This is a genomic window from Paenibacillus sp. 01T424 (assembly GCF_056398745.1).
Genome location: NZ_JBFTPZ010000002.1, coordinates 26,463 through 40,704, shown reverse-complemented (window position 1 = coordinate 40,704; position 14,242 = coordinate 26,463). Strand labels below are relative to the sequence as shown.

Annotated in this window: 13 protein-coding genes; 9 read left to right on the top strand and 4 right to left on the bottom strand. The window is 45.1% G+C overall.

Translation table 11 applies throughout. The features are described 5' to 3' along the window. The first annotated feature begins 110 nt into the window (after window positions 1-110). Complete coding sequence (locus AC1DPK_RS02315; RefSeq protein WP_441879479.1) at window positions 111-1,001, top strand: glycoside hydrolase family 43 protein; 891 nt, start codon at window positions 111-113, stop codon at window positions 999-1,001. Window positions 1,002-1,113: 112 nt separating this feature from the next. Further along, window positions 1,114-1,392 carry a DUF2277 domain-containing protein gene (locus AC1DPK_RS02310; RefSeq protein WP_076269556.1) on the top strand — a complete coding sequence of 93 codons (279 nt, stop codon included), beginning with the start codon at window positions 1,114-1,116 and terminating at the stop codon, window positions 1,390-1,392. Between the two features lie 102 nt (window positions 1,393-1,494). On the opposite strand, the gene AC1DPK_RS02305 is transcribed toward AC1DPK_RS02310, so the two are convergent. Further along, the gene (locus AC1DPK_RS02305; RefSeq protein ID WP_477509154.1) at window positions 1,495-2,370 is read right to left on the bottom strand and encodes an arylamine N-acetyltransferase family protein; all 876 of its coding nucleotides are present in this window, start codon (window positions 2,368-2,370) and stop codon (window positions 1,495-1,497) included. Between the two features lie 205 nt (window positions 2,371-2,575). Here AC1DPK_RS02305 and AC1DPK_RS02300 point away from each other — a divergent pair, with 205 nt between their 5' ends. The 4 genes from AC1DPK_RS02300 (at window position 2,576) to dcm (ending at window position 5,100) form a co-directional block, all read left to right on the top strand. Next, window positions 2,576-2,800 carry a spore coat associated protein CotJA gene (locus AC1DPK_RS02300; protein WP_076269558.1) on the top strand — a complete coding sequence of 75 codons (225 nt, stop codon included), beginning with the start codon at window positions 2,576-2,578 and terminating at the stop codon, window positions 2,798-2,800. A gap of 2 nt (window positions 2,801-2,802) precedes the next feature. Then, window positions 2,803-3,066, top strand: a complete 264-nt coding sequence (locus tag AC1DPK_RS02295; RefSeq protein WP_477509153.1) for a spore coat protein CotJB — start codon at window positions 2,803-2,805, stop codon at window positions 3,064-3,066. Between the two features lie 43 nt (window positions 3,067-3,109). Beyond that, window positions 3,110-3,679 (top strand): manganese catalase family protein, encoded by a 570-nt coding sequence (locus AC1DPK_RS02290; protein ID WP_477509152.1) that lies wholly within the window; start codon window positions 3,110-3,112, stop codon window positions 3,677-3,679. 554 nt (window positions 3,680-4,233) lie between these two features. After that, the gene (gene dcm / locus AC1DPK_RS02285) at window positions 4,234-5,100 is read left to right on the top strand and encodes a DNA (cytosine-5-)-methyltransferase (protein WP_477509151.1); all 867 of its coding nucleotides are present in this window, start codon (window positions 4,234-4,236) and stop codon (window positions 5,098-5,100) included. A gap of 363 nt (window positions 5,101-5,463) precedes the next feature. Here the strand turns inward: dcm and AC1DPK_RS02280 are convergent, their stop codons facing one another. From AC1DPK_RS02280 to AC1DPK_RS02270, 3 genes are read right to left on the bottom strand one after another with little or no spacing between them, the layout of a single operon-like run. Then, window positions 5,464-6,171 (bottom strand): SDR family NAD(P)-dependent oxidoreductase, encoded by a 708-nt coding sequence (locus AC1DPK_RS02280; RefSeq protein ID WP_477509150.1) that lies wholly within the window; start codon window positions 6,169-6,171, stop codon window positions 5,464-5,466. Then, complete coding sequence (locus AC1DPK_RS02275) at window positions 6,158-7,336, bottom strand: MFS transporter (protein WP_477509149.1); 1,179 nt, start codon at window positions 7,334-7,336, stop codon at window positions 6,158-6,160. Before AC1DPK_RS02275 ends, AC1DPK_RS02280 begins: the two co-directional genes overlap by 14 nt. Continuing rightward, window positions 7,326-8,165 carry an SDR family NAD(P)-dependent oxidoreductase gene (locus AC1DPK_RS02270; protein WP_477509148.1) on the bottom strand — a complete coding sequence of 280 codons (840 nt, stop codon included), beginning with the start codon at window positions 8,163-8,165 and terminating at the stop codon, window positions 7,326-7,328. The genes AC1DPK_RS02275 and AC1DPK_RS02270 overlap by 11 nt, the downstream gene beginning before the upstream one ends. Before the next feature lie 167 nt (window positions 8,166-8,332). On the opposite strand from AC1DPK_RS02270, the gene AC1DPK_RS02265 reads away from it, so the two are divergent. The 3 genes from AC1DPK_RS02265 (at window position 8,333) to AC1DPK_RS02255 (ending at window position 14,238) form a co-directional block, all read left to right on the top strand. After that, window positions 8,333-9,223 carry a LysR family transcriptional regulator gene (locus AC1DPK_RS02265; RefSeq protein ID WP_339208264.1) on the top strand — a complete coding sequence of 297 codons (891 nt, stop codon included), beginning with the start codon at window positions 8,333-8,335 and terminating at the stop codon, window positions 9,221-9,223. Window positions 9,224-10,955: 1,732 nt separating this feature from the next. Continuing rightward, the gene (locus tag AC1DPK_RS02260; RefSeq protein WP_477509147.1) at window positions 10,956-12,329 is read left to right on the top strand and encodes an ABC transporter substrate-binding protein; all 1,374 of its coding nucleotides are present in this window, start codon (window positions 10,956-10,958) and stop codon (window positions 12,327-12,329) included. 106 nt (window positions 12,330-12,435) lie between these two features. Continuing rightward, the gene (locus tag AC1DPK_RS02255) at window positions 12,436-14,238 is read left to right on the top strand and encodes a cache domain-containing sensor histidine kinase (RefSeq protein ID WP_477509146.1); all 1,803 of its coding nucleotides are present in this window, start codon (window positions 12,436-12,438) and stop codon (window positions 14,236-14,238) included. The last annotated feature ends 4 nt before the right edge of the window (window positions 14,239-14,242 follow it).

The window sequence follows — 14,242 nt, the reverse complement described above, 5'->3', positions numbered from 1 at the left end:
TTGATTAATGTCATAAAAGTGGATAAGAAAGTTGAATTTATGATAGAGACATAGGGTCTGCAATATTTTACAATATCGGTACTACAACACGAACAAGGAGCTGTTTTTCGATGAAAGGTATTAATAATCCGATAGTCCCAGGCTGGTATGCTGATCCTGAAGCGAGAACGTATGAAGGCAAGCATTGGATTTATGCTACCAGGTCCATTACGGAATATACGAAGCAATTGAATTTGGATGCGTTCAGCTCAAGCGACCTGATCCATTGGGAGAAGCATGAGAGCATTATTGAAATGTCAGACTTTCCATGGATGTGGAGAGCGGTTTGGGCACCTACAATTATCGAGAAACGAGGAAAATATTATTTGGTTTTTGCAACAAACGATATTCAAAGCAACGATGAGATCGGCGGTTTGGAGATAGCCGTATCTGACCGTCCTGAAGGACCATTCAGAGGATATCTGGGAAAACCGCTCATTGATCGATTCATTCATTCCGCTCAGCCGATTGATGCTCATTTGTTCAAGGATGATGATGGAACGATCTATTTATATTATGGCGGCTGGCGTCATTGCAACGTAGCGAAAATGAATGATGATATGACGGGGTTCATTCCACTTGAAAATGGTGAAACCTTTCTCTCCATTACGCCTGATGGTTATGTTGAAGGACCTTGTATGATAAAGAAGGATGGACTGTATTACCTCATGTGGTCGCAAGGTGACTGGGTGAACGGCTCTTATTGCGTTGCGTATGGCGTGAGTGAGAATCCTTTGGGTCCATTCGAGAATAAGGGCATCGTGCTTGAGCGACAAGAGCCTATTGCGGAAGGGCCAGGACATCATGGGTTCCTCCATTTGCCAGAGAGTAATGAATGGCTCATTGTTTATCATCGCCGTATTATTGGTGACCCTGAAGCGGGGAATCGTATGCTTTGTATTGATAAAATGATTATTGCTGACGGGGAGATAAAACCGATAGTTATGACAAATGCTTGGTAGTTGTTATCCCTTGAAAAGTTTCTATAGAAAAGCTATTATCGAAGTTAAAAGGCTTGTATTTGCATGGAACTAGAGCTTTCAGGCAAAATAAAATGCTRAAAGGAAGAGCATGATGTGCCGAAATATTAAAACGTTATTTAACTTCGATCCACCGGCAACAGAAGAGGAAGTAGCTGCCGCTTCGCTCCAGTTTGTTCGAAAGCTATCGGGATATCAGTCACCATCGAAAGCCAATGAAGAAGCATTCAATGTTGCGATACAAGAGGTGGCTGCGGCAGCCCAGAAATTGCTCGACACGCTAGTTACCCAAGCTGAGCCGCGTGATCGAGAGGTCGAAATCGAGCGTGCCCGCGCAAGAAACGCCAAAAGATTCGGTACGGCGGAAGCTTAGCGGTTGGAGTTCTTATACCACTAATAGTTAAATGAACCTCAGATTTCTCTGAGGTTTATTTGATTAGGACATCTATAAGGAGTTAGTAAAAGCCTTTTTTTGTTATGATGATGAGGCTTTTGCTATTTTCCATTGTTCATGAGCAAGCTGAATTCTTTTCCATAGTTCATCCCGCTCTTGACGGCTGTAGTTGACGAGTTTTTCTTCAAAAACCTCGCCCAACACCTCGAGCCACTGGGATTGACTCACTAATTCCGTCTGCCTCACACCGTCAGTTCCTCGTTCATTCCAAATGCAGCCTCGGATTTCATTGCTTCCGCCAGCATGTCTATTTCTAATTAAAAACATATTGATCCATGGAGATTCTGCGGAGCGGCTGTAATGCTCATGCTTAGGCTCAAACTCTGTCATATCCGCCAAAACGGTAGAATCATAAACCACGCCAACAAATGACGCAGATGGATCATGCTCTAAGCGCCATCCATTTGGAACAACAAGAGATTCTGTTACTTTATAAATAAAAGGGTTTTGGTTATACGTTCCAGCAAGAAGAGGCAGCGGCTCAAAAGGCATATCGCCTAATCCAACATCAATAATCCATTGTTCTTCTTCGTTGTTTTCGTTCAACAAGTGAGCGGTTAGTCCAAGGTGAAACGAGTTGATACGAGGCTCGGCACCTAGTGGCTGTACGCCTGCCCGGTGGAATGAAACCTTGTAGCCTAATGAACGCAGAAGATGGCTAAATGCGCCATTTAAATGAAAACAATATCCGCTTCTGCCATGGATAAGGAGCGGGACGGATTGTTTGATGTGAATTCCTGCGGGCTTACCTGCAAAAACATCAATGGTTTGCCAAGAAAAAACTCTTACATGGGCTCTATGAAGCTCAAATAAAAATGCCTTGGTTGGCTCCTGAATATCTGAGATGCCAAGCCTGCTTAAATAAGCTTTTATTTCTTCTCTCGTCAACGGTTCCATAACGATTCACCTCTATGGCTCAAACATCGTTTTGAGCTTCTTTATTTTATTGCCTTTATCACATCCTAAACGAGAAAGAGCTAGAGAACAATGTAGAAATGTAAAGACTGTACCGGTACAGCGTCATTCAATGAATGGTTAGTCATGATGACCAAGTCCTTATACATATACTTTTTTGAAGAGCATACCGAGAGGAGACATCTGCGTGAATAATCAGGTGCGTTATTATAAGCCGTTTATTAGCCCTTTAGATCCCTGCCCGCCTATAAAAGTAAAAAGCTTCAGCACGCCGCCTCAATTATTTATTACCTTTCAACCGCCCAATTTACCTCAGTTTTCACCTCATGAAGCATTGAGATATGGTACACTCTGGCCTATGTTGTATAGCCCATATGATCCGAAAAACGACAGACAGGAAGAAGGTGATTGACGGTGGCGATCATACTTGATGAAGAGTATTACAAGCTGCTGCATGATTTGCAGGCGGTAGATTTTGTACTCGTGGAGCTGAATTTATATTTGGATACTCATCCTACAGATTCCAATGYCATACATCAATACAATCAGTTCGCACAGCTAAGATTGCCTATCGTACAGCAGTATGAATCGAAGTACGGGCCTTTAAAGCATTTTGGCCAAAGCTTCTCCACAAACCCTTGGTCATGGAATGATACACCATGGCCTTGGCAGGTATAAATAGTGGATAGGGCTAGTAGGAAATCTAGAGGAGGCACCGTACATGTGGGTTTATGAGAAAAAACTGCAATATCCCGTTCGCGTAAGCAAATGCGATCCAATGATGGCTAAGTTTCTAATGGAGCAATATGGCGGTGCTGATGGTGAGCTTGCAGCAGCGCTTCGGTATTTAAACCAGAGGTACACGATTCCGGATAAAGTCATTGGATTGCTAACAGACAYAGGAACTGAGGAATTTGCTCATTTGGAAATGATTGCGACCATGATTTACAAGCTGACAAAAGATGCAACGCCAGAACAGCTTAAGGCTGCAGGTCTAGGTGCTCATTATGTGGCTCATGATAGCGCTTTGTTTTATGAGAATGCAGGCGGCGTACCGTTTACGGCTACCTATATTCAAGCGAAAGGCGATCCGATTGCTGATCTATATGAGGACATAGCGGCGGAAGAGAAGGCTAGGGCGACGTATCAGTGGCTGATTGATTTAACGGATGACGTGGATCTGCAGGATAGCTTGAAGTATTTGCGGGAGCGGGAGATTATCCATTCGCTGCGCTTCCGTGAAGCGGTGGAAATACTTAAGGAAAAGCGGGATGAGAAGATATTTTATTAGAGGGAACCTCTCTGCAGAGTGCTGCGGGGAGGTTTTTTGCTTTTGCCTGCTGATGTTAAGCTAACAGCAAGAAGAGTGTGGTGGACCGGCTATTTATTATCGCTCTTTCTTTTGCCAGAGTAACACATCCGCTAACCCTACAATTTGATTGATCACACAAGTCCATCGGGACTAAGCGGAATTTCAGTTATACGTTTATAAGCAGTGGTGTACACAGAAGAGTTGGAAGCAAACCGACTTAGATGGAATGAAGTAAACCGAAGGACGTACGAGGTCGTTCAACCCTTTTGGGCGTATCAACGTTTTGTTCTTAACGAGAGAACATCAGATACCGGCATTAGAATGGGACTTGGACTTATGGAGGCTGGAATGAAATGTGAGGGATATGCGGAATGTGATACAAAATGCGAAACATGCCAAACATTCACGCAGCATGAAGCTCATCCTAAAAAAGTATTACACAATCTGCCTAACGTGCGGATCTCCCAAAAAACAACCTACTCACGAGAGTTTTAAAATCTTACATGATCCAAACGAAAGGATGTGGAGTGCTTATGATGGTTGCGGGATTTCCTTGCCAGGCTTTCTCCATTGCTGGAAAGCGTGAAGGATTTAACGACGCTATTAGAGGGACAGTATTCTTTGAGATCATCAGGTTCGCATCTATTCTCAAACTTGAATTTATACTCCTTGAAAATGTCACAGGACTCCTCAGTCATGACAAAGGGAGAACGTTCGAGACTATCATCGGAACGTTGGATGAGTTGGGGTACGTGGGGGAGTGGTATGTGCTTAACAGCTCGGCCTATGTGCCACAAAACAGAGAACGAGTCTTCAGTGTCGCAAGTCTTAGAGGATCAAGTGGACGAAAAATATTTCCTTTCAGAGGAGAAAACAACAAGCCTGCTAAAGACTCTAAAACAATAGCTTCTAGGGTCATGATCGCTGGAAATGTAAATCCAAGCAGAAGAGGTATGAATGGCCAAGTAATTGCAGCAAACGGACTAGCGCCGACACTTACAACGAATAAGGGTGAAGGTAACAAAATTTTAGTTAATGTATCACAAAAGACAGGTGTCAACGAAGCAGGAGAAGCAGCTTGTTTAGATGCAAGTTATTTCAAAGGATTAGGAGCCAATCAAGCTCGAACAGGGGTCATGGAACCCATGGCTGTATTAACACCTGACCGCGAAGAGAAAAGGCAGAACGGACGTAGATTTAAGGAGCCAGGAGAACCATCTTTTACGCTAACAGCACAGGACAAACATGGAATCTATGATGGTTATCGTATTCGCAAACTGACACCTCTTGAATGTTTTCGACTGCAGTCTTTTCCGGACGATTGGTTTTATACACTCAAAGGATATGGGATAAGCGATTCCCAATTATATAAAATGGCAGGCAATGCTGTAACGAGCTGAGTTGCTTATGAAATCGGTAAACGATTGATGGATTCCTTCAGATTTTAATGTACTTGAGTAATGCAGTCTGTTCTGTGCTGCATTAATTTTTTGTATAAACAGTATCTACATTGTTATCTAAGGGTAATAAAAGTAGTACATGTTAGGTTATCAGCATTATCATTTCCCTCAACTAATAAAAAGAAGCAGCCGATCATTATGATTGGCTGCTTCTGTGTATTATTGAACTATGGTTTCCCGTTAGTTCAACGATTTATTGATTTTAGACTTCAATTCTGTTTTCATAACAAGAAAAACACTAATTCAATCAAATCTTCCACATTGTTACTCCTCCATATTAGCAAACGCCCAGACTTACTTACATCACCAATTGATTAGTTTACCATCTCTGAAGAACCCACAGCGTGGTCGTTCCGCCCCCAATTTTATCAACCCGAGGATCAACTCGGCAGCATGTTTTGGAGTTCTTGGAGCGGACGAACCTCCCATATCCGAGCTGACCCACCCTGGATCGGCTGCATAAATTTTTATATGTCCTTTGACTTCGGCTGCTGCCAATTGGGTCAATGCATTCATGGCAAGTTTGGAGATCTTGTATGCACCARCACCTTCAGATGACATGGCACTCATGGTTCCATATTCCGAGGAGACATTTATTATTGTTCCATATCCTCGCTCTTCCATAAGTGGTACAAACGAACGCATGACATGATAAACACCGTATAAATTCGTTGTCATTGTGTTCTCGAGAATCGTTGGATCCATCGATAATAAGTTGTTATCCCCGTCAAGATAAATACCAGCATTATTAATTAGTATATCTAATCGCCCAACGGTCTCTGTGATAGTCATTGCAGCTTGACGAATGCTTTCTTGATCCGTTACATCAATTAAAATAAAGGAGACATCAAATCCCGATTCGGCAAGCTGTTGCGCAACTGCAGTGCCCTTGTTTGTATCTCTGCTTGCTAATATGACCTTGAAACCCATGCAAGCTAATTGTTTGACGAGTTCATATCCGATGCCACGATTCGCTCCTGTGACCAGAGCTACCTGCTTATCTATCATCATGAGCAACCTCCAATCGACCCTCTATTGAAATTTTTGGATAAATGGACGCAATGCTTAATACAACGAACAAGATCCCTCCAAGTAAGACGTATGGCGCCCCCATTCCCGTTATGAAAAGCCCACATACGCTTGCGCCTATTGTTGTGCCCAAGTTAGCAGATGTCAGGAAGATTTCGTTTGCGAATTCAGGCGCATCCGGCGCTGAAGTGACAATCCAATATTGAGTAATATTGCCGCCAATCCCTCCCAATACTCCCCAGATCAGAATCATACAGACCATGGGTACGCTGAACTGGCCGAGGAATAACATGAGGATGTAGACGCCACCTAATACAAACGGATATCGCTTTATTGTACTTAATGCATGATGAGTAAGCAGTCTCCCTGCGATTATGTTTCCAATCATATTAGCCGCACCGTAAAGGAATAACATCAAACTAATGGTGTTCCAAGTCAATTGGGTCACGATTTCCAAGTATTCCGCAAGATAACTGTACACTCCGAACAAGGCTCCGTTCATGAAGATAACCGCGGCAATGGACAACCAAACTGCTGATCTTCTTAAGACTCGCAATTGAACGCCATAAGAAGGCTGATTCGCTACAGGCATAGACGGAACGAATAAAAGCGTTGCGATGAAGGCGGCTATATTTACCACCGCAAAGAACAACATCGCATAAGCAAGCGATGTTGCGCTTGCGATTATGCTGGCTACCGGTACCCCAATTACCATGCCCGCAGAAACGCCAATGAAGACTTTCGCTACTGCCTTTGATGCTTCTTCTTTGTTAACGGTAGCGGCTGCGACCGTAAAGGCCATGGAACAATAAATCGGGTGAAAAAAAGCGGGTACGACACGTGCAATCAATAACACGGTAAAGTCTGATGTAATAGCGGAAACGAAATTGCCCACAATAAAAATGCCAAGTGCAAGTAGCATGATTTTTTTACGATTTATCCCCGAGAACAATGAGGGCAAAATGGGACCAGAGATGGCAACCGCAAGCGCAAAGAGGCTAACGATCAGCCCCGCAGCGGAGATGCTGACCTGGAAGTGGTCAGAGATTAAAGGCAAAATTCCGATAACGCCCATTTCAGTATTTAAAATACCAAATACCCCAAAAGTTAATACATAGACAACTAAATGGTTGCGATTAATCCTCATACGCCATAGCTGACGAAAGCTCTCGGTAGGCATTAACTTGAGCTTGAAGATCGACAATCTTCTGCTCAGCAATACCCATCGCGTCAGCGCCTCCGATAAAGCGTTTCGGTGGATCAATCTCACTTACAATCTTGAGAATCGCATTCGCGAGCTTGGTTGGATCACCAGATTGTTGCCCATTTTGTTCTTTGAAAAATGACAGGAAGCTTGCTCTGCGATCCTCGTAATCTTCGAGTAAGTTTTTGGCGTAAGTCGACGAGGACTCTGTCAGAAATTCCGTACGGAAAAAGCCCGGATTGACAATCGTCGTATGAATGCCGAAAGGAGCTATTTCAGGTGAGAGGGACTCCATCCAGCCCTCAAGCGCGAATTTCGATGCACTGTAGGCTGAGTTAAACTCAAAGCCGGAAATGCCTGCACCGGAAGAAATCGAGACGATATGACCGTTACGCTGCTTGCGCATGACAGGCAACACCGCACGGGTAACGTTCATAGGCCCTATCAATGACACGTGTAATTGCTCATCGATTTGGACGGGGGTCAGTTCTTCAAAGAAACCTCCATAAAATTGCGCGGCATTATTAACAAGCACATCGATAGTGCCGAAGCGATCAATTGCAGCCTTAACTGCCGACTGAGCATCATCAGGACGGGTAACATCCAATTTAACGACCAAGGCATTCTCAGAATCACCGATCGCTTTAGCCACCGCGTCTGTATTGCGTCCTGTAGCCACAACCTTATGTCCTGCATTCAAGGCAGCTTTCGCGATTATTTTGCCCATACCTCGGCCAGTTCCCGTGATAAACCAAACCTTTTCTCTAACCATGTTTAAAATCCCTCCGATTTCTTTATAACAATGTGGATCAAAAAAGCTGATTGTATTTATTTTAGACGTGCTATTATCACATAACAAATACTTATATCTCATAACTTGATATGCTTGAAAAGCATTTCTTGAACATGTAGTATGGAAACAAAAAAGGAGATATGTCGATGGAGGTAAGAGTATTACGTTATTTCCTTACTGTCGCTAGAGAAGGGAGCATTACGGCAGCTGCAGACTTTTTACATCTAACACAGCCAACCTTGTCCAGACAATTAAAGGATCTTGAACAAACGTTAGGAAAAAAACTATTTATTCGCAGTAGCCACCATATTGTCCTCACAGAAGAAGGAACGCTTTTGAGAAGAAGAGCTGAAGAAATCATTGAGATGGTTGATAAATTAGAGACTGAGTTCCGGTCTATGGAGGAAACTGTTAGTGGGGATGTATATATAGGTGGCGGGGAAACAGAAGCCATGAAACAAATTGCTCGAGTAGTAAAGAAATTGCATTCAAAATATCCGCATATACGGTATCATCTCTACAGCGGGAATGAAGATGACGTAACGGAGCGGATCAATAGGGGACTGCTTGACTTTGGAATACTCATTCAACCGGCTGATGTTTCGAAATACAATTATTTGAATTTGCCCGCCAAAGACGTTTGGGGCGTTGTGATGAGAAAAGATAGTCCACTAGCTTGCAAGGATGTAATTCAACCCGCTGACTTACTACAAGTTCCGCTCATTTGCTCTAGACAGGCGCTAAAGCAAACATTTTCAAAGAATGATTTTGCGGATTGGTTTGGTGACGATTTCGATAAACTAAATATCATAGCCACTTACAACCTGGCCTATAATGCCTCAATTATGGTTGAAGAAGGCATCGGTTATGCTCTAACACTAGATAAGATCGTAAATACGTCGTTTGATAGCAACCTTTGTTTCAGACCTCTCGAGCCAAGAGTAGAGTCCGGATTGAATATGGTTTGGAAAAAACATCAGGTCTTTTCCGCTGCTGCAAAAACATTCTTGACTCATATTCAAGATTTCTATGGATAGTGTTACAACTTTCCAAAATTCCGCGGGCCACGACCAGCTCTGCCAATAAGTTCTACCCAATATGTTTATATATCGCAATAGGTCCAATCTTGAACCTTCTGCCAAAAGCGAGTTTACCTCTCGATAATAGTATGGTATACACGTTACCGCGCTTTATCCTTCTCTTCATCTGGCGACTGGGTATATGAAGACCAATTACTAATCAAGATTTCGATGATTATACCGTATCAAAAAGTGTGTCCAGAAAATGAAACGTACCATAAATCAAATATACAGTTTTTGAAACGCTTTATAGTGTCTTTTTTTAGTGTATCAAAAAGCATGCATTTTGAAAGGATAGGATGGTGACTAAGGCTATACCGGTATATAATTCAATCCAGATACTTCAATATGTGAAAAAAGACAATTTACCTTTCTTGTACAATAAGGGACACTCTTCTGAATTAACGTAATGGACAATGAGTATGAGTTATAAACCTACAAGGGAGAGAAGACATAGATATCTTTATAGAGAAGGAGGAGTATTAATGATTGAGATGGGCTACGCGCGTGTTTCTACTAAGGAGCAAAATCCGGAAAGGCAACTGCTGATAAATTGAGCGGCAAAGACTTCAATCGACCTCAGTATCAGGCTAAGTGTCTTATGTTGAGACAGGTGATTTAGTTTACATCGATTCGTTAGATCGATAGGGACGAGATTACGAAGGAATCATAGATGAGTGGGAATATATTACTCGTGAGATTGGAGCGGATATTGTTTGTTTGGATAACGAGCTGCTCTTTGATTCTAGAAAGTATCGAACCATGGGTAACTTCGGAAAGGTCCTGGAGAGTCAATTTCTTAGTTTGCTTGCCTATGTAGCAGAACAAGAGTGTAAAAAGAATCTGGAGTGACAAGCTGAAGGAATTGCAGTGGCTAAATCTGAAGGAGTTAAGTTTGGCAGGCCGCGAAAGGAAATTGAATCAAATTTTATTGAAGTGTATCAAGCTTGGAAAGCTTCCGTAAATCTATAGCGTATGTCACAAGGCAGATGGAGGAAAATATAAGATTGCTGCTTAGACTACGCTTTAACGACTAGCAACTCAAATTACCGCTGGCTAGTCAATAAGCCGAGCGGTTTTTTTGGCCAACCTGAGAGCGCATAGCTCGTTTATTACCTACCACAGACATCATAGCTAGTACGGTTAAGAGGACTGCCATAACGCCGTGAAGCAATGTCGCCGTATGAAATCAAGACGTTGAGCATTGCTCTTTCCTTCTAATTTATTGTTGCCTCTGTGATTAAGAGACGCATACGCCAACCGTATCCTGCTCGGTTAAAACTTATGAGCAAGCTACTCGTGCGGCGGCCGTTTCACCCCATTCAGAAAAGAATCGTCGTAAGAACGCAAAATAAACTACGACATCACAATTAACTAATGGGTATTTCCAAGCCGGGTATCGAAGGTATAGGGGAGAATGAGACCGAGAAGAAGCAGTCCAGTATGCTGGCAATAAATCGATTAGGAAGCGTCCCCAATGTTTGAATTAGAATTGAACTGACTCACTATCCGCATTGCAATCAAAAGTCCTTTGACTTATTGGCGTCCTGCGCTTCAAGCTTCATCGTCTGCCTCTTGAACCTTCTGAATATTTTGCAACTCAGGAACCGAGAATATTGAATTATTAAGCGCTCTCTTGGATGATACAATGTTACTGCAAACAACCACAATAAAGAGAGGGGCATCATCCTTGAAAAAGTCAAAACTTGCTGCCATCGGCACAAGCGCGCTGCTCGTCACTGCCTTCCTTGCAGGCTGCTCATCCAACAACAATGTGAACACCGCCAGCCCGTCGGGAACTGCTTCAGGAAGCGCATCCACGTCGTCTACATCGGCTTCTGACAAGCCCACATCCGGCGAACAGGTCAAGCTGACCTTCTGGCGCAATTCCGGCAATGACGCCGAAAACTCCGCTTACGACCAATTGGTGAAGGCATTCAATGCGAACAATCCAGACATCAAGGTCGAGATGAGCCCGATTCCTTATTCGGACTACGATGCGAAGCTGCGGACCTCGATCGCAGCGAACAATCCGCCGGATATTATGGCAATCGATGCACCGAACATGGCATCCTACGCGCAATCAGGAGCATTGCAATCGTTGACGAATTATTTCAAGGTGGACGGCAATCTCGACGATATTCCGGCGGGTACAATTGGGGCTTATACTTACAAGGACAACATTTACATGGCACCGCTTACCGAATCGTCCATTGTACTTTTCTACAATAAGAAGATGTTCGAGGCAGCAGGTATTCCGCTACCGTCCAAAAACCCGGATGAGCCGATGACATGGGATCAAGTGCGCGAAGCGGCTATCAAGCTGACTGACGCGAAAAAGGGCATTTATGGCATCGATCCGGCCCAAGGCTTTGGGAACGCGGGAGCGGCCGCTTACTTCAAGTACCCGATCATCTGGCAGTTCGGTGGGGAGATCATGGACAAGGATGGTATGACATCTAAGGGCTACCTGGATATGCCGGAGACGAAGAAGGCGGTACAATTCTTCGCGGATCTGTATAATAAGGACAAAGTATCGTCGCTGGAATACCCGCCGGATCCGTTCCCTACAGGCAAGCTTGCGATGACGGTCGACGGCTCCTGGTCGTTGTCCTTCTTGGCCGAGAAGTTCCCGAATTTCAAGCTCGGTGAGGATTGGGACGTCGCGCCGCTGCCTAAAGAAACGAAGCAAGCGGTGGCCAACGGCTCTTGGTCCCTCGCCATCTCTTCCCAGAGTAAGAACGCGGACGCAGCCTGGAAGTTCGTGAACTACGTGACTGGAGCGGAAGGCTCCAAGCTGTACAGCAGCGTGACGAAAGATATTCCGGTTCGCTACTCCGTCGCGAAGCAGTTCCCGGAGCTGAACGAATATCCGAAGAACGTCTTTGTCATCCAGAACCAGAAATACGGCCGCTCGCGTCCGATTACGCCGATCTTCCCGCAGATGTCGGATGCCGTCAACAAGATGATTGAAGACGTAACGATTGGTAAACGCAACGTCGATACGGCGATTGCTGATGCCATCAAGAAGATCGACAAGGCTTACGCCGATATGCCGAAGTAAAAAATAAAGGATAACCTGAAAAAGACGTCCGCTATTTGCGGATCGTCTTTTTCAGGCTTTTGCGTTCAAATAGCTCTCATCTTACATTCACCGGAGGCCTGACGACATGCTCTACTCGCTTCGAAGCCGACTTATGGTTGCTTTCTCCATCCTGCTTATTTGCCCGTTCGTTTCGTTGGTCTATATTCTGACTTCTACGTCGGCGAACCTTATTAAGAATTCCCTTGAAATATCCGCTTCGCAGACGATCGAGCAGTATGCTTCCCACGTAACGACCTTGATGAAGCAGTTGGAGGATATCGGCAACCAGGTTCTCGGAAGCTCGATTACCCAGACTTGGCTGGCCGATCTGCGCAATAGCGAAGACCTGGAGAGAGAAGAACTGCTGGCGAAGCGCAGGGTGCGGGATTTTCTGTCCTCCTATGCGGTGAATAATTCCAACGGAATCTCGATCAGTCTTTTTACTATTGCGAAGGGCGGATTGTGGAAGCAGGATCGCACATATGAACAGCAACCTTGGTTTCTGGATTACAAGGAGCAGAATGTGAAATGGACGGGGTCTCACCTGGACGAGGACCAGCCGGATGAGAGCATGAGGAACCGCAATGTGAATGGCTACCTGCTGCCTCTTGTTGAGCTTCAGACGTTGACCAGCGTTGGCATCGTTAAGGTCAACTATCCGACGAGCGTTCTGCGGGATCCACTAGAACGGATTCATTTCGGCGAGACGGGCCGCGTCTTCCTGCTGGACATCGATGGGCGGAGCGTGCTAGGCCAGCAGTTTACAGGAGTAGCGGCCATCTTGCAGGAAGGGATAAGCAAGCTTGCCAAAGTCCGGCAGACCAATCAGGCGGGGAAGCGAGTGAGGGAGAGCGGCGTGTTCGCCGTACGAAATCAGGGCAAGCCTTACCTGGTCTTCTACGAGGAGCTGCCGGATCAGAACTGGACGATCATGGGCGTCGTGCCGGAACGGGAATTGTATGCGAAGCTAAACCGCATTAAGGAGACGATGCTGCTCGTAAGCGGAATTCTGCTGGTGATCGTGCTTGTTGTGGCATTCGGCCTGTCCAAAAGCGTCACGAATCCCCTTACGCGAATGGCCCGATCCATGAAGCTTGTGAAGCGAGGCGAGTTCGACGAAGCGATTAAACAGATGCCCAACACCCAGCGGGGGCACAGTGAGATCGGTTATGTGACCGGCGCTTTCGGACAGATGACGCACCGGCTGAAGTACCTGATCGAAACGGAATACGAGACGAACCTGAGGCGTAAAAACGCCGAATACAAAGCGTTGCTGCTGCAGATCAACCCGCATTTTTACAACAATACGCTCGAAATTATTAGCGGTCTGGCCGCTATGAAGCGCAATGACCTCGTTATGGATGCAACCGAGTCACTGGGACAGATGATGCGGTATTCGCTGGATTTGAGCTCTGATCAGGTGTGGGTGCCGGAAGAACTCGATTATATCCGGGATTATTTGTTCATCCTAAAGTTAAGGTATGACGATCGACTACAGGTACGGATCGAAGAGGCGCCGGGGGCCCGTGAACTTAAGATGCCTAAGTTTATTCTGCAGCCCTTGGTTGAGAATGCGGTTAAATACAGTTTGGAAAACGGGGAAATAGCGATTGTTGAACTAGGTGCCGAGGCCCGCGACGGTTGGCTGTACTTGACCATCTCCGACAACGGAATCGGCATGAATGGGGAACTGGCAGCCGATTTGCAAAGGGGGCTGTCTGGGGCGGATACGACGGCGATCCTCCACACGGAGGGAAACAGCATCGGACTCCGAAACGTACTGGCGCGTTGCAGGGTGCAATACGGCGATGCCTTTGAAGTCCACATTGCTTCATCACCGGATTCCGGCACTACGATAACGATGCGGTTGCCCGCAAGCAGGAGTTGATCAT

What these genes read in the sequence shown, in the direction of transcription:
- AC1DPK_RS02265 (WP_339208264.1), top strand. Translation starts at nt 8,333, where the DNA reads ATGGAGGTAAGAGTATTACGTTATTTCCTTACTGTCGCTAGAGAAGGG.
- AC1DPK_RS02270 (WP_477509148.1), bottom strand. Translation starts at nt 8,165, where the DNA reads ATGGTTAGAGAAAAGGTTTGGTTTATCACGGGAACTGGCCGAGGTATG.
- dcm (WP_477509151.1), top strand. Translation starts at nt 4,234, where the DNA reads ATGATGGTTGCGGGATTTCCTTGCCAGGCTTTCTCCATTGCTGGAAAG.
- AC1DPK_RS02310 (WP_076269556.1), top strand. Translation starts at nt 1,114, where the DNA reads ATGTGCCGAAATATTAAAACGTTATTTAACTTCGATCCACCGGCAACA.
- AC1DPK_RS02255 (WP_477509146.1), top strand. Translation starts at nt 12,436, where the DNA reads ATGCTCTACTCGCTTCGAAGCCGACTTATGGTTGCTTTCTCCATCCTG.
- AC1DPK_RS02305 (WP_477509154.1), bottom strand. Translation starts at nt 2,370, where the DNA reads ATGGAACCGTTGACGAGAGAAGAAATAAAAGCTTATTTAAGCAGGCTT.
- AC1DPK_RS02315 (WP_441879479.1), top strand. Translation starts at nt 111, where the DNA reads ATGAAAGGTATTAATAATCCGATAGTCCCAGGCTGGTATGCTGATCCT.
- AC1DPK_RS02275 (WP_477509149.1), bottom strand. Translation starts at nt 7,336, where the DNA reads ATGAGGATTAATCGCAACCATTTAGTTGTCTATGTATTAACTTTTGGG.